This window comes from Alishewanella longhuensis, from assembly GCF_014653435.1.
Classification (GTDB): Bacteria; Pseudomonadota; Gammaproteobacteria; order Enterobacterales; family Alteromonadaceae; genus Alishewanella; species Alishewanella longhuensis.
Window position 1 is genome coordinate 711 of the sequence record NZ_BNAO01000006.1, and the last position, 19,335, is coordinate 20,045.

Here is a 19,335-nt window from a genome sequence, read left to right on the forward strand (position 1 = left end):
TTTTTTCACCAGGCAAGATTACACCGTGTATCTTGAACGGCTACAGCGCTATGCCCAGCAGCATCAGGTGGCGATCCACGCTTTTGTACTGATGACCAATCATGTTCATTTACTGGCAACACCTCAGGCAGAAAAGAGTAAGCCATTCAACTTTGGCAGCCATTACCTGCCTATTTAAGTTTGGGTAACACGGCAGATGAACGGGTCCCGCACCAACAGCGATAGCTTACAATTCGAATTTAGCACTGTTGTGGGTAGGGTCTATTAAATTACGGTCACAGCATAACGTTTAAAAAGTACTCAACAGAATTCTTGAATTTTAAAAATGCGTAATTTCCTGCACCGCCGCAAATTTTATGTAGTATTATTAGCCTATATGGACGATAAAAAATCACATCTCATCAAAGGGTCCAGCATTGTCCAGATGTTTGATCCACTCTCTGCTGACTGGAATCAATTTCCGCCACAAGGCGACGCTTTTTCTAAAGAAACCGCCTTTTTTAATAACGCTGATTTACATAGCCTAAATGCCATTTTCAATAGTTTCCTGCAAGTGATGGGGGTGGCGATAGCCCTAATCGATCTTAAAGGCAAAGTGATTGCTTCGTCTAAATGGCAGCGCGCCTGTATCAGCTTCCACCGCGAAGCAGAAATTACGCAGCAACGCTGCTATGAAAGTGATTTACAGCTTTCACAACATATGTTGGAAGGCAAAAACTATGCTATTTATCGCTGCAAAAATGGTTTAACCGATTGCGCCACGCCATTGATAGTCGACGGTGAACATATTGCGAACTTGTTTATTGGCCAGTTTTTATTAGACCACCCCGATGAGGCGTTCTTTGTAGCACAAGCTCAGCAGGCGGGTTTTACGCAGACTGAATATATGGCCGCAATTGCCGAACTGCCAATTATAAAAGAAGCGGCACTCCCCGCTTTGTTAGAATTAGTCAACGCCCTCGCACAGCAAATTGCCAGCTTATGTAAAGCTAACACTAAGAATCAGCTGATTATTAGTAGTGTGGAGCAACAAGTACACGAACGCACTCGGGAGCTGCAGCAACAGAACAATATTTTGAGCATGATTAGCCGCGATGAACCGCTAACGGATATATTGCACGCCTTAGTAAGACTACTAGAAGCAGAGCATCCCGACGTGTATTGCTCAATCTTGTTATTAAATACGGCCACACAAACTCTGCATACCGGTGCCGCACCTTCGCTACCTGAGGCTTATAATCAAGCACTAGACGGTGTGCCAATAGGGCCGACTATCGGCTCTTGTGGTGCTGCCGCTTTTACCGGCAAGGTGTGTTATGCCGAAGATATTTTCACACATCCCAATTGGCAGGCGTATCTTGAGTTAGCCAAGTTGGCTGGGGTAAGGGCCTGTTGGTCACAACCAATTATCAACTCGAAAGGTGAGGTTTTAGGCACCTTTGCACTTTATCATTGCCAGGCGACCATCCCTACGACGACCTTGTTAGCAAAAATTGATGCTTATAGTCACTTAGCCGAGGTGGCTATAAGCCGTCATCTCTCAACAAAAACTATTCGTCATTTGGCGCTATACGATGGCTTAACCGATTTACCTAATCGTACTTATTTATACGAGCGCCTTGAGTATGCTATGGCTCAGAGTACACGCAATCAGCAGTATTGCGCCTTACTGTTTATTGACCTCAATAACTTTAAACTGGTCAACGACTGCTATGGCCACTCAGTAGGAGATGCTTTACTGATTGAAGCTGCAAAACGGCTGCTAATACAGGTGCGTAAAACAGATACTGTTGCGCGTTTTGGTGGCGACGAATTTATTGTCTTGCTAACCGAGCTGAGCAATGAGCTTGCTTTAGCTGAGCAACAAGCTCAGCTTATTACAGCGAAGCTCAAAGTAGAGTTGCGGCAACCCTATCAACTTAATACGGCTACTCTGATTGATTACTGCAGCGCCAGTATTGGTATGGTGGTATTTCAAGGTAATCAGCTAACTACAGACGAGCTACTACAGGCTGCAGACACCTCGATGTATTCCGAAAAAAATTTACGGTAACAGTAAAGATTGGCTAAACCATATTAAAGTTGGCCAACACTTTGCTGTATGGTCATAAATCTTACGGATAACACGACATTCGAATGTGGCAGTTTTTATGCCCAAAGAATACTTAAAATAATTAACCCCACTAACGCACTGACAGCCAGTAAGTTGTAGCACGAACTGGTTAGCCAAAACTTCAGTAGTGTTTTCCCCCAACGCTGCTGGTAATAATATTTTTGGCACAGTAATAGATAAAGTGGCATCCAGCACAACACCAGCATAGCGAACCACTCTATGAGTGTCACGGCCCACGGTATAGTCACTGCCCCCGCCAGAGTTGATAACCCAACAAACAATACCGATATTTGCAAAATAAAACTATGGCTATGTAAGGCCACAATTAAATGCTCGGTATAGAAGCGATTCGAGCGAATATAGAACAGCTTTAGCAGTAAGGCGAACAGCGGCAGTAACAAAAACATCATTTGGGGGGCTAAGCTAAAAAATTTATTTATGGCTAACTTCGGGTTGGCCGCAAGCTCAGTGAGTTTTTGCTGAAACTGTTGGTTTAACTCAGCAGACAATAGCGGTATTGCGGTTCCTGTTTCAGCCACGCTGGCTGGCTTTGTTATGCCCTCGGCGGCCAGGTTGGCAGCGACCTCACCGGTAATGGCCTGGCGCAGCGCTATACTCTCGGCAGTGGGCACCTCTACGGTGGTTTCGGGTAATAGTTTGGCAAATAATAAAAAGGCAATAATAGAAGTAAACAAATATAATCGCAGCGGAGGGACATAGGGCGCACGATGGCCTTTAACATAGCGCAAACTTAAATAACCTGGCCAGAACCAAAGCGGCAACAAGGTACGCCACAGCCGGCCGTCCCAATTGCTAAATTCACCCAAAAACTCAGTAACTACCCCTGTGACATTACGGATGTAGGTTTTTTTCTCCTGGCCACATTGATGACAAAAATCACCCTGTAAGCGTGTATAACAATTATCGCAAAAGCGAACAAGGGGGGCTTGCGCTTCCATTGCAGCGAGTTCCAAAATAATTACCAAAAGTAAGCATTAATTGTTACTGTGAATAACAATAAACTCAATACTGAACTGGCAATATATTGCTGCTTTAGAGAAAAATATATTTAACGTTTTTGTTTATATTTTATTATTAGAAATAATGACGAGACTGCCGCCCACGATGTTTAACAAAATTTTTGTTCTTGCCAAGCGGGTTAAGGCACCTTATGTTTTTAACCCGCTATTTTTGCTTGTTGTTTTGCTGCTGGCTAGCAGTAACATTGCAGTAGCTTATCAGCTTGAGATCAAGCAAATCCCTGCCAGCCAGATGGCGCAAAGTTACCCTGCTACCATTGTTTTGCCCAATCGCTATCAGCAAACCAGTGGGCGCTTTCCGGTGTTATATTTACTGCATGGTTATGGTGGGGATCATCAAAATTGGTCCACTGAAACCACCATTCCCAGCTTAGCCGATCAGTACAATATTATTATAGTGATGCCCGATGGAGCTATCGATAAGTGGTATACCGATAGCCCGGTAAATCCACAATGGCGCTACGCTAGCTACCTAGCGCAAGATGTGGTGGCTTATGTAGATAAACATTATCGTACTATTGCATCGGCAGCAGGCAGAGGTATTAGCGGCCTGAGTATGGGCGGCTATGGAGCTTTGCATATTGGCATACAGCATCCTGAGCTATTTGGTGCCTTGGCCAGCACAAGCGGCGGTGTTGATCCCCGGCCTTTTGCCGGGCGCTGGAATTTAAATGCCGTGCTTGGGGAACCAACAGCCAACAGTAATAATTGGCAAGATGCCGCTATTATTAGTCATATTGCTAAACTTAAAACCCAATCTCAGGCGCTATATCTAGATTGCGGCAACGAAGATTTTTTTATTGAAGTAAACCGGCAACTGCATCAGGCATTACGCGAGCAGGCTATTCCCCATTATTATGCTGAGTGGCCAGGCAGCCACAACTGGCATTACTGGCGCAGCAGTATTGAATATCAACTGGTATTTTTTAGCCAGTTTTTTGCAAAGAGCCGATAGATCACCATATAGTTTAATCACCTGACACCGGCGCTTTTTAAACTATATGGGGCTCTGGCGGTATCGCTGCGCTAGATATCAGGGGCTCTATCTCAATGTTGCGTGCTACTTGCTTATTATGTTTGTCAACGCACAGAGCGCTAGCTGTGAATAGCGGATGATAAAAGCTGGCTGCATTTACGCAGCCTGCAGGAGCAAATAATGCAAACAACAACGCTAACATTAATTAGCATTGGCATAGTGCTAACAGGTTGCCTGGTGCTCAGTGGTTGCAAACCAGGCCCTAACACGCAACCTGGGCCACTGGCTTTAACAGTAACTACCGAAGACGGCAGTGGAGATGATGCAAATATCACTACAGCGGTGCACACTAAAATGCTGGCAGATCCTAAATTAAAACATCTGACCATTGATGTTGAAACCCGCAAAGGCGATGTAAAATTGTCTGGTGAAGTCGCAACAGAAGCGCAACGAGTTTATGTAGAGCTTATTGTAGCAGCTGTATCTGGGGTGCATGCGGTGAATAACCAACTAACAGTGAATAACCAGCTGGCAGTAAATTAATCGCAGGTAAACAACACGCCAAACTCCAAAGTGCGACTATGACGCCCGTCAGGGCGTCTAGGGTGTCTGCTAAAGGGCGCGGACTAAGCTCATGTCTTTAGCCAGCTTTTTGCTAAGGGTAACGAACTCACTTATCGCGAAAATAACCAGGGCTGTTGACGTTTGCCGCTTAGTAGCTATTTAACGAAGGTGACAGCTTAAATTACGCCACTTTAAAACGTGCAGCCAATTGTTGTAATTCATTTCCTAAGACACTTAAATCAGAACTGGCTGCGGCAGTTTGCTCACTGGCTGTTGCTGATTGCTCCGCCACATCGCGTATATTAAAGATACTGCGATTAATTTGTTCCGCCACTGTACTTTGCTGCAGTGCCGCAGCCGCTATTTGATGATTCATTTGCTGAATATTAACAACGGCTTCATTAATCACTTTAATCGCTGATCCCACGTTGTCGGCTTTATCAAGTGTACTTTCTACTAAGGTAGCGCTTTTTTGCATATTAGTGACCGAAGCTTCTGCTTTTTGCTGCAAACTGCCAATAAGCTGCTCAATTTTGCCGGTAGACTCTTGGGTACGAAATGCCAAAGCTCGCACCTCATCGGCAACTACCGAAAAACCGCGCCCAGCATCACCAGCGCGTGCGGCTTCTATTGCGGCATTCAGGGCTAACAAATTTGTTTGGTCAGCAATACTCTTTATAACATCGAGCACTTCGCCAATATTGCTGCTTTGTTGGCTCAACTCATTAATAGCCTGCGCTGAAACAGCCACTTCATGCGCCAAAGTCTTAATTTGTAATACGGTTTGCTGTACTACCTGCTCCCCCGCCACCGCCTGCTCGGCAGATTGATTGGCAGCATCCGATGCTTCTTCTGCACTTTTCGCTACGTCCTGCACTGTAGCGGCCATCTCGTTCATGGCCGTTGCCACCTGCTCAGTTTCTTCCTTTTGTTGCCGAACACCGGCAGAGTTTTGTTCAGAAATAGCCGCCATCTCTTCTGTAGCAGAGGCAAGCTGAGCAATGCCTAAAGTGAGGCTTTGTAATACATCGCGTAAACTTAAGGTCATTTGCTGCATAGCGCGCATTAGCTGCCCTGGTTCGTCCTGCCGAGTAGTGGGTAAATTGTTTGTCAGATCGCCAGCCGCAATTTTTTCGGCTACACCAATAACATGATGCAAGGGTGTTACCACCATAGAAGTAATGATTAACGCTGCACCTAAGCCAATAAACAAGGCGATGATGGCTGCTAAAGTGATTACCCGCTCGATGCGGGTTGTTTCTTGTTCCAACCTAGCAAGTTGGAGGGCTACCGACTCCGTAGCGGCCTGATCGGCGGCTCTGGCAGCAACGGTCATTAGCGCCTCGATGCGTAGCGCTTCGTCCGAACCTAAAGTTGCCGACCCAAGCTGTGCTAAGTGTTGTTGGTATACAGTAAGATGTTGCAGCATTTGCTGCATAAAGGCCTTAGCCTCTTCGGTAGTCATCTGTGTCAAGCTTTGTTGCCCAAGGGTATAGGCGTTGGCTGCCAGTTCTAACGCTTGCTGGTAGTAGTGTCGCTCATTACGCAGCATATAGTTTTTTTCTTGTTGGCGCGCTTCGCTAATCAGTAAATTAGCTTCGCTTACATCAGTCACCAGCTTAAATCTCGCCGTTTGGCTTTCTAAACCGTTATAACTTAACACTGAGATCATGACTAGAATTAATAATACTAAGCTAAAGCCAGATAAAAGCTTTTTGCGTACGCTGAGATTCTGTGTGCGTTGTAATAAAGAAGCCATAGCCACCCTTTAATTTATTGATTTAAATAAAATTTCAAAGGCTTCTTTAGAAAGAAGCTCGTTTTTAGTTTAGAAGTAAATTCGAATATCGCAAGCGGCATTGTGAGTTAGTTTCCGTGAAATTCTTTGTTTAGTTATTAGCCACTATTGACGATTCACTCTTTTACAGGTAAAACGTTTAAGATGGTAGGGCGATCCATTGATAATAGGACGCATATCAGTTGTAGAGGTTAACCAAAATCGGCAACACTTGAATAAAAAGCGATAAATAGCAGTAAAACCTGCTGTAACTGCCTATTTTAAGCGTTAAGAACACTATTATTATAAAAGCAAACAGGTGTGTACTTTACTTCTTAATCTGAATCGTTTTAGTTGCTGCTATAAAAACAACACTTTAAAGATCGACAAGGGAGACAACAAATGAAAAAAACACCATTCAGCCGTTCGTACTTAGCACTGGCTATTGGCTTAGCCTTTAGCGCTAATGTGTTACATGCTCAGCAAAATAATACCGAAGCAGATGCGGCTAATACCGAACAACCTGAAGCCACAACAGGCCTTGGTTTTGAGCGAATCCTGGTTACCGGCGCAGTGTCACGTAATCAAACCGTTATGCAGTCCAGTGTGTCGGTTAGTACCCTAACTTTTGATGATATTGATGCCAGCGCGCCCAGAAGCACCGCTGAAATATTTCGTATGCTGCCCGGTGTTCGGAGTGAATCAACCGGCGGCGAGGGTAACGCCAATATAGCCGTGCGGGGCTTACCGGTGGCGGCAGGCGGTGCTAAGTTTCTAACTTTGCAAGAAGATGGTTTGCCCGTATTACAGTTTGGCGATATCGCCTTTGGTAATGCCGATATTTTTGTACGGGCAGACGCCACCCTTTCGCGGCTGGATGTGATTCGTGGCGGCTCTGCCAGTACACTAGCCAGCAACTCGCCTGGTGGTGTCATTAATTTTATCAGTAAAACAGGTGTAGAAAACGCTGGTAGCATCGCGCTTACAACAGGTTTAAATTATGATCAGTTCCGCACTGATTTTGAATACGGTGGTGATATTAACGCAGATACCCGCTTTCATTTCGGGGGCTTTATCCGCCAGGGTGAAGGCATTCGTGATCCTGGCTATCAGGGTGAGCGCGGTTATCAGTTAAAAGCCAATATTACTAAAGAGTTTGATACTGGCTACGTGCGTATTTATGGTAAGCATTTAAACGATCGGGTTGCCAGCTATATGCCAATGCCTATGTTTGCCGACGGCAGTTCTGTACCGGGCTATGACTCTCAGAAAGACACCTTACAGTCGGTATATTTAAGCCAAACTGTGCGCTTAAACGGTGAGAATCAGATCTCACGTGGCGATTTACGTAATGGTATGAACCCGGAAGTAAACAGTTTTGGTGTTGAAGCCTTGTTTGATCTGGATGACAATTGGTCTATCGATAATCGTTTCCGGATTAGCAGCGTCAGCGGCAATTTTATTACCTTATTTCCAGCCGAAGTCGATAGCAGCCAAAGTATTGCGAACAGTATTGCCGGCGACGGAGCCATTGTAAGGTATGCCGTTGGGCCACAAGCAGGCGAGCTATATAACGCGAATGCTATGCGGGTACATACCTTTGATGTGGAAATTAATGATTTTGGCTCTATCGTCAATGATTTGAAGCTTAGCCGCAGTTTTGGTGATGTAAACGTTAGCTTAGGTTACTACCTGGCTGACCAATCCATCAATATGTCATGGTTGTGGAATTCATATTTTATGGCTTTAAAAGGCGATAATGCTGAATTGCTGGATGTGTATGCCGCGAATGGTGCCGCTTACTCTGAACAGGGATTATTAGCTTATGGGGTGCCGTTTTGGGGCAACTGCTGTCAACGCAATTACAACACCGATTACAGCATTAAAGCCCCGTATGCGTCGGCAAGTTGGGGGCTGGGTGATTGGTCGTTAGAGGCCAGCGTGCGCCGCGACATCGGCAAAGCCCGCGGCAGTTATGCCGGCGCTGTGCAAAGCAGCCGGGATATGAATGGTGATGGCATTATTAGCCTGGTAGAACAAAGCGTGTCAGGGATTGATTTGGGCAATCCACAATTAGTGAATTATGACTGGGGTTATAATTCATACTCTGTGGGTGCAAACTATCAATATAGCCGTGATTGGGCTATGTTTGGTCGGGTAAGTAAGGGCGGCAGAGCTAATGCAGATCGCTTATTGTTTGGTAAGGTTAATGCCGATGGCTCAGTGGCGAAGGAAGACGCCATTGATCAAGTGAAACAGTATGAACTGGGTAGCAAAAGCCGTCATGGCAATTTGAACCTGTTTGCCACCCTCTTCTTTGCCGAAACCGATGAGCAAAACTTTGAAGCGACTACCCAGCAGTTCTTTGACCGCGTTTACAAAGCAAAGGGGATCGAGCTGGAAAGTAGCTACCGTATTGGCGACTTTGACTTACGCGGCTCAGTAACCTGGACCGATGCAGAAATCAGTAAAGATGCCCTGAACCCTGACGTAGTTGGCAACAAGCCGCGCCGCCAAGCTGACTTTATTTACAACTTGTTAGCTCGTTACACCATGGACAATGCCCAAGTGGGCGTTAGCTTGGTTGGCACCAGTGCCTCTTACGCACAGGATAATAATGATCTGAAGTTTAGTGGCTATACCCAGGTAAATGTCTTTGCTAATTACGAGCTGGCGCAGAACTTAACGGTGTCGGTCAATATCAATAACCTGTTTGATACCATTGGTATTACCGAAGCAGAACAAGGTAGTGTGCCAGCAAATGGTATTATTACCGCCAGAACGATCAATGGCCGCACAGCATCTCTTGGATTACGTTATCAGTTCTAAGGCACTGCACCGCTTTTCCAACTGGTATTGTTGAGCAAGATATGCAAAGCTGCAAGTTTACTTGCAGCTTTTTCGTTTTAGTACAAAATAAGTCGGCGCCGTTTAGGTATTAAGGATAGTTAAGTTATGGCAAAAATCACCCTGAAATCTCTGGCGAAACACCTCGGTGTTTCTGTAGCGACGGTTTCAAATGCCTTCAACCGGCCCGATCAATTATCTGCCGATTTACGGCGGCATATTTTGGCTGAAAGTGAAAAGTTAGGCTTTACTGGCCCCAACGCCCAGGCGCGCAGTTTACGCACAGGGCGCTCAGATATGATTGCTATTGTGCTGTCTGACACGCTCGAATATTCGGTAAGTGATCCTGTGGCAAATCAGCTAATTAAAGGCATTGCCGAGGTGCTGCAGGCTCATGGTAAAGATATGCTGCTATTGTCGGGTGCGAAAGCCGTGCATAGTACTGCTGAAGCCTTACCCGATGGTTTTATTATTTACGGCAGCCCGATGAATCATGAACAACTAGACCGGGTACGACAAAGTGGCAAACCCATGTTAAGTGTCGATTGCAATTTACCGGGTATGGGCTCAGTCAATATTGATAATAGTCGCTACGCTTACGAGATTGCCTTGTATGCCATGCAAAAACAGCAAGGTAAAGTAGCTGTGCTGGGCTTACGCCTAATAGATTCAAACCGGGTTTGCCGTATGCAGCCGACAGAGCTATACGGGCAAGATGAGGCCATATCGCGCCGACGGCTTGATGGTTACCTGGCCGCCGCCGCAGAGCTAAAACGCGATTTACCAGCTGATCAGGTATGGCACATTCCGGTAAATACTCACCCGTACGCCGAAATTGCCGCACGTGAGGCTTTAACGCAACATCCAAGGCCGCAACTACTGTTATGCATGAGTGATCGCATTGCCTTAGGAGCTATGAGTGTGGCACGTCAGCTTGGTTTACGCATTCCAGAAGACCTTTGTATCGTTGGTTTTGATGGTATTGAAGAGGCGGAACGTGCCTATCCTGCCTTAACTACAGTAGCACAGCACAGTGATGAAAAAGGACGTACTGCAGCACGCTTGCTGCTCAACGGCGATTGTCAGCAGGATGTGATGCTGGAGTGCGAGTTACGTTTAAGAACCAGCTGTTAACGCAGCGGGTATCTAGCCCACCCTCTCCTAAAAGCCAAGCATGATAGCAGGCTAAGCCATTCCAATTTCACCTGCGGGTATAATCAGGCTCGTTCAGTATAAAAAAACAAACTTCGCCCTTGCATCTTAAACGTTTTAGATGTAGTTTTATGCTTATAATATACTCAACCGCATGCGCCCTGTTGCAATACCTGTGCAGACCGTTATCAGCATGGATGTGCATTAACGTTGAGTAAAAAATAATGTTCGCCGAGCGAGCCAAACAGGCAAGCGTTAAAAGCAGAACAACATAACTAATCAGCTAACATAAAGCTGATAACGACAGGGTAGAAAGATGCAAAAAACACAACCGCTCAATGCCGCTGTGGTGGCTAACCACACCCATTCTCAGGTTAAGTGGATGACTTGCCTGATGTTCTTTGTTTTTGCTATGACCACTGACGCTGTCGGCGTTATTATTCCGGAAGTCGTCAAGCAGTTTAACCTCTCCCTAACTCAAGCAGCGGCTTTTCATTATGTGCCGATGATATTTATTGGTTTATCAGGTCTCTTTCTGGGGCAACTGGCTGATCGTCTGGGTCGGAAAAAAATTATTTTATTTGGCTTGTTTATCTATACCCTGGCGTGTGTCGCCTTTGCGGTTGGCCAGAGCTTTATGTTTTATTTATTCCTGTTGGGGTTGTGCGGTTTAAGCATTGGTTTATTCAAAACCGGTGCTTTAGCGCTAATTGGCGATGTCAGCAATAATTCGAAAAGCCATACCAGCCTGATGAATCGGGTGGAAGGCTTTTTTGGCTTAGGCGCTATAGCCGGCCCAGCGCTGGTAGCCGTGTTGCTAACCTATGATATGGCATGGGAGCAACTCTATTTACTGGCCGGTTTAATTTGTGCCATTTTGCTGGTGATTGCTTGGCGCATGGAGTACCCCGCCTACACCGTACAACAGCAAAGCTCTATTTGGGATTGCCTGGCGTTAATTAAGAATCCTTATGCGCTGGGGTTTTCGCTGGCAATTGCTTGTTATGTAGCAACAGAAGTGGCTGTTTTTGTTTGGCTACCAACCTTGCTACAACAATACGATGGCCAGTGGACGACACTGGCCGCACATGCCATTACGGTATTTTTTATTCTGCGTACCATAGGCCGCTTTTTAGCAGAATGGCTGCTGAGTAAATTTAGCTGGACCATTTTACTGGCTTGGTTTAGCAGTGCTATTGCCTGCTGCTTTGTGCTCAGCATGCTAAATGGTGTGGCCTGGGCTCTTTGGTTAATGCCGTTATCGGGCCTATTTATGTCAATGATGTACCCTACTTTGAATTCAAAAGGCATTAGTTGTTTCCCGCGCAATAAACATGGTGCCGCAGCGGGGCTTATTTTAGCTTTTACGGCGTTAGCAGCAGCATTAGGGCCGCTCTTAATGGGTATTATCGGCGATATTTTTGGCGATGTCCGTTATGGTTTTTATCTGGCAACTGGCTTTGCTTTGCTGATGGCGGCAGGCTTATGGTGGAACCACTTTGCCAACCCGGCTGAAGCGCAGCTGCAAAAGTACAGCCACTGATTTCCCTCTCTTGGTTTAGCTCTCTCGAGTTATACTGTTTGCCCCGCGCTGCGGGGCTTTTTTATGCTAAATTACCGCTTTGTTTCTGATTATTACTCACTATAAGTCCGAGAATTGCCATGCGCCAACTATTAAAAATCTGCAGCTTGCTTATTGCGGCAGCCACCTTACCAGCCTGTGACGCACTAAAAGGCCCTTCACCTGCAGAGCAGGTGGAGCGCACCATTCGCCAGGAGGTTAATGCCAATCAGCGCGGCTTAGAAGCCCTTATTCAAGTAGCGGAACCCACTGCTTACGATGGTTTTGCCTGGCGTAGAGGCGAGCCACTGCAAATTCGCCAACGTACTGCCGAGGGCATGAAGTTGCAAGAAGACGCTTCAGCGCCAGAGATTATTGCCACAGCAGTAGAGTTTAATGTGCCCAGTTTTAGCATTGTGCGTTATCAGCAAGGTTGGTTAGTGGTGTTTCGTAATTATGTGAGCGAGCATTGTCAGGCGGTGTATGCCTATGCCTATCGCGGTACTCTGCCAGATACACCGCAATGTGCCGACACGCTTTTTGCAGAGCAGGCCAATGGCCAGTGTCAGTCAGCTATTAATTCAGAGTGGGTAGTGTTTAAAGAGTGGTTCTTTGCAGAGACCCTCGCGGATGACGGTAATCCGATTTGTCAGCAAAAAGCAGCAAAGGGCTGGCAAGCGGTAGCTAGATAATCTTACCAAGATTAGTACATCCGGCGGCTAAACGCGCCGTACAACTTTGCCGAGGGACGCCGTAAACCCATCCATGGGGGCTCCTGTTTTTCATCCATGAAAAACACGCCCTCGATCAAAGTGTACTATGCGTTTACCGCCTCGTTTGAACCTTGCTGATCTTTCACGAACGTTTTAAATAAACCTGTGTAGTCAGGCAGCGAGCCGATATTGCTAAACAAAGCGTGTACGGCATGGATGCCGGACAGGAGACCCCATGGATGGGTTTACGGCGTCTTTGTGTGCAATATCGGCTGCAAGCAGCCTAACGGTTTGACTAAAACGATCTAACAGAAGAAACCTCGAAGCCGGTGGAGAAAATTACTACCCAGCTAAGGGCATTGCGCCAATCTCAAATCTGCAAACTTAGCTAGCCGGCGTTAACCACAACACTTGATAAGGTTGTAAGGTAATTGTAGGCGCCTGATAGCGGGTTGCTGTTAGCTCGTCTTGCCAACTGCTGGCTGGCAAGCTAGTAAATGGCTGCGGCGCTTCACTAAAATTGACCACACACAGCACACTTTGCTGATCTAACTGCCGGCGATAAGCAAAGAGATGTTGATTGCCGCTTTGTAATATCTCGGTACTACCACTGCCAAGTGCCACTAGGCGACTACGCACCGCAATAAGCTGTTGCAATTGAGCATAGATTTTACCCGATAAGCTGCTGGCATCCGTCGCTTGCGCTAATTGTTGCTCGCTTACCTTAACCCGGTTTACCCAGCGGCTATCGTCTTTTTTCGCTTCATCTTGCGTATAGCGGTAATCGTTTAACAAGCCGAGCTCATCACCCATATACAACAGCGGTAAGCCACCAATACTTAAGATCACACTATTAAGCAAATATATGCGCGCTAACGCATGGGCTAACTTAGGTTGATCGTTGGCGGCAACCGCCTGCTCTACCCCAGTAAGGGAAGCCAGCATACCAGCAACCCGGCAATCGCCGGTTACCGGGTTTTGCTGAAAAGGCACGCCACTGGCAAAGCTGCCAGCAAACTGCCCGGTATAAAATTGATTTAAAAATTGTCGGTGATGATCAGGGTTAATCCCCAGTTGCCAGGCTACATTATCATCAAAGGTCCAGCCAATATCGTCATGGCAGCGAATATAGTTTACCCAGCTGCAATAGGGGTCAATAGCAAAACGCCGCTGTAAGGATTCGGTTAATAAGCGGGTCTTGCGGGTAGCCAGGCTGTTCCACAACAACGCCATCAACAACGGGTTATAAGATAGCTGGCACTCAGCAGGCGAGATGTATTTTACCACTTCGTCAGGATGCACTATCGCTTCTGATTTAAATTGCAGTGCCGGTGCGGCAATACTCGCTACTGCATTAAAAGCCTGAATAAGCGTATGCGCTTTGGATAAGTTTTCGCAGTTGCTGCCCGCTTCCTTCCATACAAAGGCCAAAGCGTCTAAACGTAATACCGCTGCTCCCTGGTTGGCTAAAAACAGCATTTCTTCTGCCATGGCATTAAATACTTCAGGATTGGCGTAGTTAAGATCCCATTGAAAGCTATTAAACGTGGTCCAGACCCAGCGCCCTACCGCGGGTTCAAAAGTAAAGCTGCCACGACGGATCTCCGGAAAAATCTCTCGCAGCCAAGGCGCATATTGGTCACGCTCTTGCTCGTCAAAAAAGAAATAATAATCTTGAAATTGTTGCTCACCAGCTTTAGCTTTTACCGCCCAGCGGTGTTCGTCAGACGTATGATTAAACACAAAATCTAATACTGGGCGAATGCCTTCAGCATGCAGTTTTTGCATCAGCTCAGATAACTGTGCCATAGAACCCAAATGCGGCATGGTTTTGCGATAATCAGATACTGCATAGCCACCGTCACTATTCGGCTCAGGTGCTTTAAACAGAGGCATTAAGTGCAAGTAATTAATGCCGGTTTGTTTAAGATAAGGAATACGTTGCGCCAAACCATTAAAGTCTCCGGCAAAGAGATCGACATAGCAGGCTGAACCTAACGCTGTTTGTGATTTATGCCATTGCTGTGGCGCTTCATCTTCGGCCAATAAGTAGTCTGGCCGCTGCACTAATGCACGAGCTAAAAGCTTTAATAGCTGCTCTAGGTGATAGTAGCAATCGTATCGCTCGCCATAAAGGTTTAAATACAGTGGCAATAGTTGGGGTAGTGTTTGCTGTAAACGCTCCTCAAGAATTGGCCAGCGCCCTTTTGCCGTTGCTTTAAGAGATAAGCTAAATCGTTTAAGTAAAATCTCACATTCAATATCAAGCTGTGTTGTATTCTGTAGTAATTCGCGGGATGTTTTTTTCATAATTACCTGCTGTGCCTTGCTAGCCTTGTTATGGCTATCTTTGCTCTATTCGGCAAGAATTTCAAGCAAAAGCTAAAAAATAATCAATTTTAGCTACTAGCTTCTTTACACCGTTACAGCAATCAGCTAATTTGAACTTAAACAATTAAGCATATGTGCAGTTAAGTGAGCTGTTATGCTTAAACATTATTGCAGCGTGATAACTCACTGCATTATGACAACAGACTCCAACATGACAAGAGCAGGCTTTTTATGACAATTCCCGTATGCTGTTTTGGCGAAGTATTAATCGACTTCTTACAAGATCCACAGCAACCCGCCCTGTTTCGCCGCTTTGCCGGCGGAGCGCCCGCTAACGTTGCGGTGGCTGTCGCCAAACTTGGCGGCAGTGGCCATTTTGTTGGCATGTTGGGTGCCGATATGTTTGGTGATTTTTTACAAACAGAATTAGAACATTATGGTGTGGACTGCAGCGCAACTGCCCGCACCAGTGCAGCTAAAACAGCCTTGGCCTTTGTGGCCTTAAATAGTGAAGGAGACCGTAGTTTTTCGTTTTACCGGCCGCCCGCTGCCGATTTACTCTATACCACAGCACATTTACCTGCTGATTTTTGGCGAAATCGGGGTATTTTGCATTTATGTTCTAATAGCTTAACAGACCAAGCCATCGCTGAAACGAGCTTTGCCATGATAAACGAAGCCAAGGCTCGTGGTTGGATAATTTCCGTTGACGCTAATTTAAGGCATAACCTTTGGCCAACAGGCTCTGCCGATCTCGCATTGGTCAACCAACTGTTAGCACTGGCTGACGTGGTTAAACTCAGTGATGATGAGTTAAGCTATTTAGCCGCGGCTCAATCTGAAACCGATTGGCTTTTAGAGTTACAGCACACCGCTAGCTGGATAATAGTAACAGCGGGCAGCAAAGCAGTAAAAAGCTATGTTGCGAGTCAGCAGCTCAGTGTAGCCGTTACCCCGGTAAAGGTGGTCGACACCACAGCCGCCGGTGACGCCTTTGTCGGCGCCTGGTTGTTCCAGCTCAGCCAACTACTGGCACAATACGAACTCACGGCAATAGCGCAGAATCTGAGCTTACAGCAGCAGATTATTACTAAAGCCATTCATGCTGGCTCGTTAACCTGCCAACATTTTGGAGCTTTTACCGCGTTACCTACCCGTTTTGAATGGGAAGCAAGCTAGCAGCTTGTTTTATACCGCAAGTCGCTGTAATAAGCTTACAGCGACTTTATCAAAAATAATAATGGCAAATCGAATATTCGAAACTACACTTGTTAAGTACCCTTACTAAAAGGAGTTTTGCCATGCGCAGTGTTCCTCTAATCCTCGTTGTAGCTTACTGTGTAAGCCTAAGTTTGTTAGTTACCGCCTGTAAGCCTGTTTCACAAACTCCACAGCAACAAAGCGTTTCTGTGACCGAAACAGCCCCGCCCCTAGAAAATACCTGTGTGCTAAGAGCTGGCTTTGATGCCTGGGAACCTTATCACTATCTTGGTCAAGGACAACAAGCTGTTGGTATGGATATCGACATTCTGCAAGCTTTAGCCGCAGAGCTAAACTGCGACTTGCAGTTGGAGCAAGATACCTGGACAGCTTTGCTTACCAAGTTAAGAGATGGCGAGCTTGACTTACTCCCTGGGGCATCCCGCAATATTGAACGCGAGAATTACGCATGGTTCTCTGAGCCTTACCGCCAGGAGCAATTTGTACTCTATACCCGCAATGATGCTAATCTGGAATTTGCCGATATACCCACCCTGCTTGCTGCAGGGAACAGAATTGGTTTGGTAAGCGACTATTACTACGGTGAAGAGATTGATAGCTTATATGGCAGCACACCACAAGCCTTTGTGAGCGCTCAGATAGCGGAGCTAAATTTGGCGAGGCTACTCGATGAAGACATAACTGCAGCATTAGAAGATAGTTATGTCGCCACGGCAATATTGCGCAGAAAAGGCCTGGATCGTGACATAGTTGCCAGCTCACTACGTTTACCTGCCTCAGACGTACACCTGATGTTAAGTAAAACCAGTATTAGTGAAGCACAGCTTGCTGAGCTAAATGCCGCCATTAATCGCTTAAAACAGAATGGCAGTTTAGCGCAATTATTACAGCAATATCAGCAGTAAGCGGCATGGTAAATGAAACTTAGCCAGTGACTTAGTGTTCAGCAGCCAACCGGCCTGTACGTTTCCTTTGCTTCTCTGCGTACATGGCCTTGTCTGCGTATTCCAGCATGGTGTCTGCCGTTAGCTTAGCATCAGTATACAAGACCCCAATGCTGGCGGTGACACTGAGTATTTGCTCACCATAGTGATAAGGCTGATTCAGGGAATCTTGTAGGCGCTGATGTAACTCTGTTAACTGCTGCGGTAAACTAATATCTTCACAAATTACTAGAAATTCATCACCACCTAAGCGGCCAGCCAGGTCGCTTTGCCGGCAGCATAGCAGCAGACGCTTACTCACTTCTTTTAGCACCCAGTCTCCAGCCTGATGACCAAATTCATCATTAACTTGCTTAAAACCATCCAGATCAATAAAAAAGAGCGCCATTTTCCGTTGATAGCGTAAAGAGCGGGCGCGTGCTTGTTGTAATTGTTGGTATATAGCACTGCGATTCGCCAAATTGGTGAGGGTATCGGTCGACGCCAGCACCTGCAAACGTTGATTAAGCCGCTCTAGCTCTGCGGTACGTTGTTGCACTTTAAACTCTAATTCGGTTTCATGCTGCTGTAATTCGGCAACCCGACGCTGCTCAGTTTGCAGCATCTGCTGTTGTATCACGCTATGTTGTTGCTTTAAGCGGTTAAAACGCTGTGCCAGCCCGAGCGAAATCAGGATCATTTCAATAGCGGAGCCCAGTTGCATAGCATTGACTGTAAAAGTATTGGAGGGTAGAACGCCGAAATTACGCAACGACATAACGACAGTACCTAGCCATAGCATACTCCAGGCGAGTGCAAATAACCTCGCTCCAGGAGCATGCTGCAGCATACCTTTGATGGCACAAATCGTTAAAGTAAAGACCGTCATAATGCCAATTAATGACATAACAATTAATGCTACTTGCACAGGTATAAAAAATACGCTTATAAGGGCAAAAGCTTTCAGGACGATAAGTCGCCGTAACCAGGGATCCCAACTGGGTAAGAACTGTCGGGTATGCAGGAAGTCGCGGGTGAACAAAATAGCGGCCAAACTGGCAGCGGTAAACCCCAGAGGCAACATGCGGTTACCAAAGCTTAATATTTCTGACCAAATAAAAACGGCACCTAAACCATTAAGGGACAGAGCACCAATACCAAAACCCAAGACAAACAACACATACCAGAGAAAAGCTTTCTCGCGCAACGCCAGATACAGTAAGAAATTATAGCTGGCCAGTGCAATGATTAAGCCAAAATACAAGGCCGGCAGCAGGTAAGCGTAGCGGGTGTGCGCAATAAAAGTATCGTTATCCAGTAACTGATAGCTAAGTGTGACACTCCCCTCAGTCACTACTCTTAGCCATAAGGTGCTGCTTTCTGTTGCAGGTAACACCAGAGGAAAAACCAGTTTCCGGTGTACAAAAGCTCGCTGCGGTAAAGGTACCGTATCACCTGAATGCAGCTCGAGAATACCTGTGGTGTTTTCAAGGTAAAGTGTGACATGGTCAAGTGATGGATAATCAAAAACCCACCACCATTGGCCAACACTAGTCGGCGTTAGGGTTAAATGCAGCCAATAAGCGCCTTTTTGATAGCCAAAGCTAAGATTGTCTCCCGCTGCAACAAAATCAGTTACTTTTGCTTTTACCTCATTCAGCGTAAGCTGCCCGCTCACATCATGAAAAATCAGCAGCGGCGATACGTCGCAGCATTTGGTTTCATTAGAAGCATGTGGAGCCGTCGATATCAGCGGATCGTAGAGTAATAACCAACTTATAAATACTGTAAGCAGCATAAAGTAATAGCACACCATTCAATCCGATAAAGCTATATTAGCGGAACTGCAGGTAAAATGAAGCCACAATACAAAATTAATACGTTTTATCATCAAGCTTTACAGTTGCATCGCCATCGCTTCCGAAACAACAAATGAAATGGCTGTCAACGCCAAGGCTAAACGCACTGCTGCTGCCTCCTTCACTGGGTAACAGTTATATATTGCAGCAAATGATCGTTTAGTAAAATTTCCCTTGAAAGCGAAAAAACCGACCCTATATAGGTAACAGGTAGCCAGCTATGGTGCCTGTTAAACAACCCGCCCGTTCAATAGAAGG

At 46.1% G+C, this 19,335-nt stretch carries 13 protein-coding genes; 9 read left to right on the forward strand and 4 right to left on the reverse strand.

What is annotated here, in order from left to right; all coding sequences use genetic code 11:
- Positions 1 to 325 precede the first annotated feature (325 nt).
- The gene (locus IE163_RS12250) at positions 326 to 2,053 is read left to right on the forward strand and encodes a PocR ligand-binding domain-containing protein (RefSeq protein WP_229833555.1); all 1,728 of its coding nucleotides are present in this window, start codon (positions 326 to 328) and stop codon (positions 2,051 to 2,053) included.
- 95 nt (positions 2,054 to 2,148) lie between these two features.
- Here the strand turns inward: IE163_RS12250 and IE163_RS12255 are convergent, their stop codons facing one another.
- Entirely contained in the window at positions 2,149 to 3,072 is a 924-nt protein-coding gene (locus IE163_RS12255; protein WP_189433269.1) for a DUF3667 domain-containing protein, read from the reverse strand.
- Between the two features lie 166 nt (positions 3,073 to 3,238).
- On the opposite strand from IE163_RS12255, the gene IE163_RS12260 reads away from it, so the two are divergent.
- Together IE163_RS12260 and IE163_RS12265 are read left to right on the forward strand one after the other, a co-directional pair.
- Entirely contained in the window at positions 3,239 to 4,108 is an 870-nt protein-coding gene (locus tag IE163_RS12260) for an alpha/beta hydrolase (protein ID WP_189433270.1), read from the forward strand.
- Positions 4,109 to 4,309: 201 nt separating this feature from the next.
- Positions 4,310 to 4,672, forward strand: a complete 363-nt coding sequence (locus tag IE163_RS12265) for a BON domain-containing protein (RefSeq protein WP_189433271.1) — start codon at positions 4,310 to 4,312, stop codon at positions 4,670 to 4,672.
- 202 nt (positions 4,673 to 4,874) lie between these two features.
- On the opposite strand, the gene IE163_RS12270 is transcribed toward IE163_RS12265, so the two are convergent.
- Positions 4,875 to 6,452, reverse strand: a complete 1,578-nt coding sequence (locus IE163_RS12270; protein WP_189433272.1) for a methyl-accepting chemotaxis protein — start codon at positions 6,450 to 6,452, stop codon at positions 4,875 to 4,877.
- A gap of 420 nt (positions 6,453 to 6,872) precedes the next feature.
- Between IE163_RS12270 and IE163_RS12275 the strand changes: the two genes are divergently transcribed.
- From IE163_RS12275 to IE163_RS12290, 4 genes are all read left to right on the forward strand, one after another.
- The gene (locus IE163_RS12275; RefSeq protein ID WP_189433273.1) at positions 6,873 to 9,299 is read left to right on the forward strand and encodes a TonB-dependent receptor domain-containing protein; all 2,427 of its coding nucleotides are present in this window, start codon (positions 6,873 to 6,875) and stop codon (positions 9,297 to 9,299) included.
- Positions 9,300 to 9,425: 126 nt separating this feature from the next.
- The gene (locus tag IE163_RS12280; RefSeq protein ID WP_189433274.1) at positions 9,426 to 10,451 is read left to right on the forward strand and encodes a LacI family DNA-binding transcriptional regulator; all 1,026 of its coding nucleotides are present in this window, start codon (positions 9,426 to 9,428) and stop codon (positions 10,449 to 10,451) included.
- 334 nt (positions 10,452 to 10,785) lie between these two features.
- Positions 10,786 to 12,012 (forward strand): MFS transporter, encoded by a 1,227-nt coding sequence (locus tag IE163_RS12285; protein ID WP_189433275.1) that lies wholly within the window; start codon positions 10,786 to 10,788, stop codon positions 12,010 to 12,012.
- A gap of 119 nt (positions 12,013 to 12,131) precedes the next feature.
- Positions 12,132 to 12,722, forward strand: a complete 591-nt coding sequence (locus IE163_RS12290) for a hypothetical protein (protein ID WP_189433276.1) — start codon at positions 12,132 to 12,134, stop codon at positions 12,720 to 12,722.
- A gap of 405 nt (positions 12,723 to 13,127) precedes the next feature.
- Here the strand turns inward: IE163_RS12290 and IE163_RS12295 are convergent, their stop codons facing one another.
- Positions 13,128 to 15,053: an alpha-amylase family glycosyl hydrolase gene (locus IE163_RS12295; RefSeq protein ID WP_189433277.1), complete on the reverse strand. Its 1,926-nt coding sequence runs from the start codon at positions 15,051 to 15,053 to the stop codon at positions 13,128 to 13,130.
- Positions 15,054 to 15,305: 252 nt separating this feature from the next.
- Here IE163_RS12295 and IE163_RS12300 point away from each other — a divergent pair, with 252 nt between their 5' ends.
- Together IE163_RS12300 and IE163_RS12305 are read left to right on the forward strand one after the other, a co-directional pair.
- A complete protein-coding gene (locus IE163_RS12300; RefSeq protein WP_189433278.1) occupies positions 15,306 to 16,253 on the forward strand; it encodes a carbohydrate kinase family protein in 948 nt (315 codons plus the stop codon).
- A gap of 122 nt (positions 16,254 to 16,375) precedes the next feature.
- Positions 16,376 to 17,200: a substrate-binding periplasmic protein gene (locus IE163_RS12305; protein WP_189433279.1), complete on the forward strand. Its 825-nt coding sequence runs from the start codon at positions 16,376 to 16,378 to the stop codon at positions 17,198 to 17,200.
- Positions 17,201 to 17,231: 31 nt separating this feature from the next.
- Here the strand turns inward: IE163_RS12305 and IE163_RS12310 are convergent, their stop codons facing one another.
- Positions 17,232 to 19,016 (reverse strand): diguanylate cyclase domain-containing protein, encoded by a 1,785-nt coding sequence (locus tag IE163_RS12310; RefSeq protein WP_189433280.1) that lies wholly within the window; start codon positions 19,014 to 19,016, stop codon positions 17,232 to 17,234.
- Between the last annotated feature and the right edge of the window lie 319 nt (positions 19,017 to 19,335).

Bases quoted from the DNA above. Each gene is read 5' to 3' on its own strand.
- IE163_RS12250 (WP_229833555.1), top strand. From the start codon at position 326: ATGCGTAATTTCCTGCACCGCCGCAAATTTTATGTAGTATTATTAGCC.
- IE163_RS12255 (WP_189433269.1), bottom strand. From the start codon at position 3,072: ATGGAAGCGCAAGCCCCCCTTGTTCGCTTTTGCGATAATTGTTATACA.
- IE163_RS12260 (WP_189433270.1), top strand. From the start codon at position 3,239: ATGTTTAACAAAATTTTTGTTCTTGCCAAGCGGGTTAAGGCACCTTAT.
- IE163_RS12265 (WP_189433271.1), top strand. From the start codon at position 4,310: ATGCAAACAACAACGCTAACATTAATTAGCATTGGCATAGTGCTAACA.
- IE163_RS12270 (WP_189433272.1), bottom strand. From the start codon at position 6,452: ATGGCTTCTTTATTACAACGCACACAGAATCTCAGCGTACGCAAAAAG.
- IE163_RS12275 (WP_189433273.1), top strand. From the start codon at position 6,873: ATGAAAAAAACACCATTCAGCCGTTCGTACTTAGCACTGGCTATTGGC.
- IE163_RS12280 (WP_189433274.1), top strand. From the start codon at position 9,426: ATGGCAAAAATCACCCTGAAATCTCTGGCGAAACACCTCGGTGTTTCT.
- IE163_RS12285 (WP_189433275.1), top strand. From the start codon at position 10,786: ATGCAAAAAACACAACCGCTCAATGCCGCTGTGGTGGCTAACCACACC.
- IE163_RS12290 (WP_189433276.1), top strand. From the start codon at position 12,132: ATGCGCCAACTATTAAAAATCTGCAGCTTGCTTATTGCGGCAGCCACC.
- IE163_RS12295 (WP_189433277.1), bottom strand. From the start codon at position 15,053: ATGAAAAAAACATCCCGCGAATTACTACAGAATACAACACAGCTTGAT.
- IE163_RS12300 (WP_189433278.1), top strand. From the start codon at position 15,306: ATGACAATTCCCGTATGCTGTTTTGGCGAAGTATTAATCGACTTCTTA.
- IE163_RS12305 (WP_189433279.1), top strand. From the start codon at position 16,376: ATGCGCAGTGTTCCTCTAATCCTCGTTGTAGCTTACTGTGTAAGCCTA.
- IE163_RS12310 (WP_189433280.1), bottom strand. From the start codon at position 19,016: ATGCTGCTTACAGTATTTATAAGTTGGTTATTACTCTACGATCCGCTG.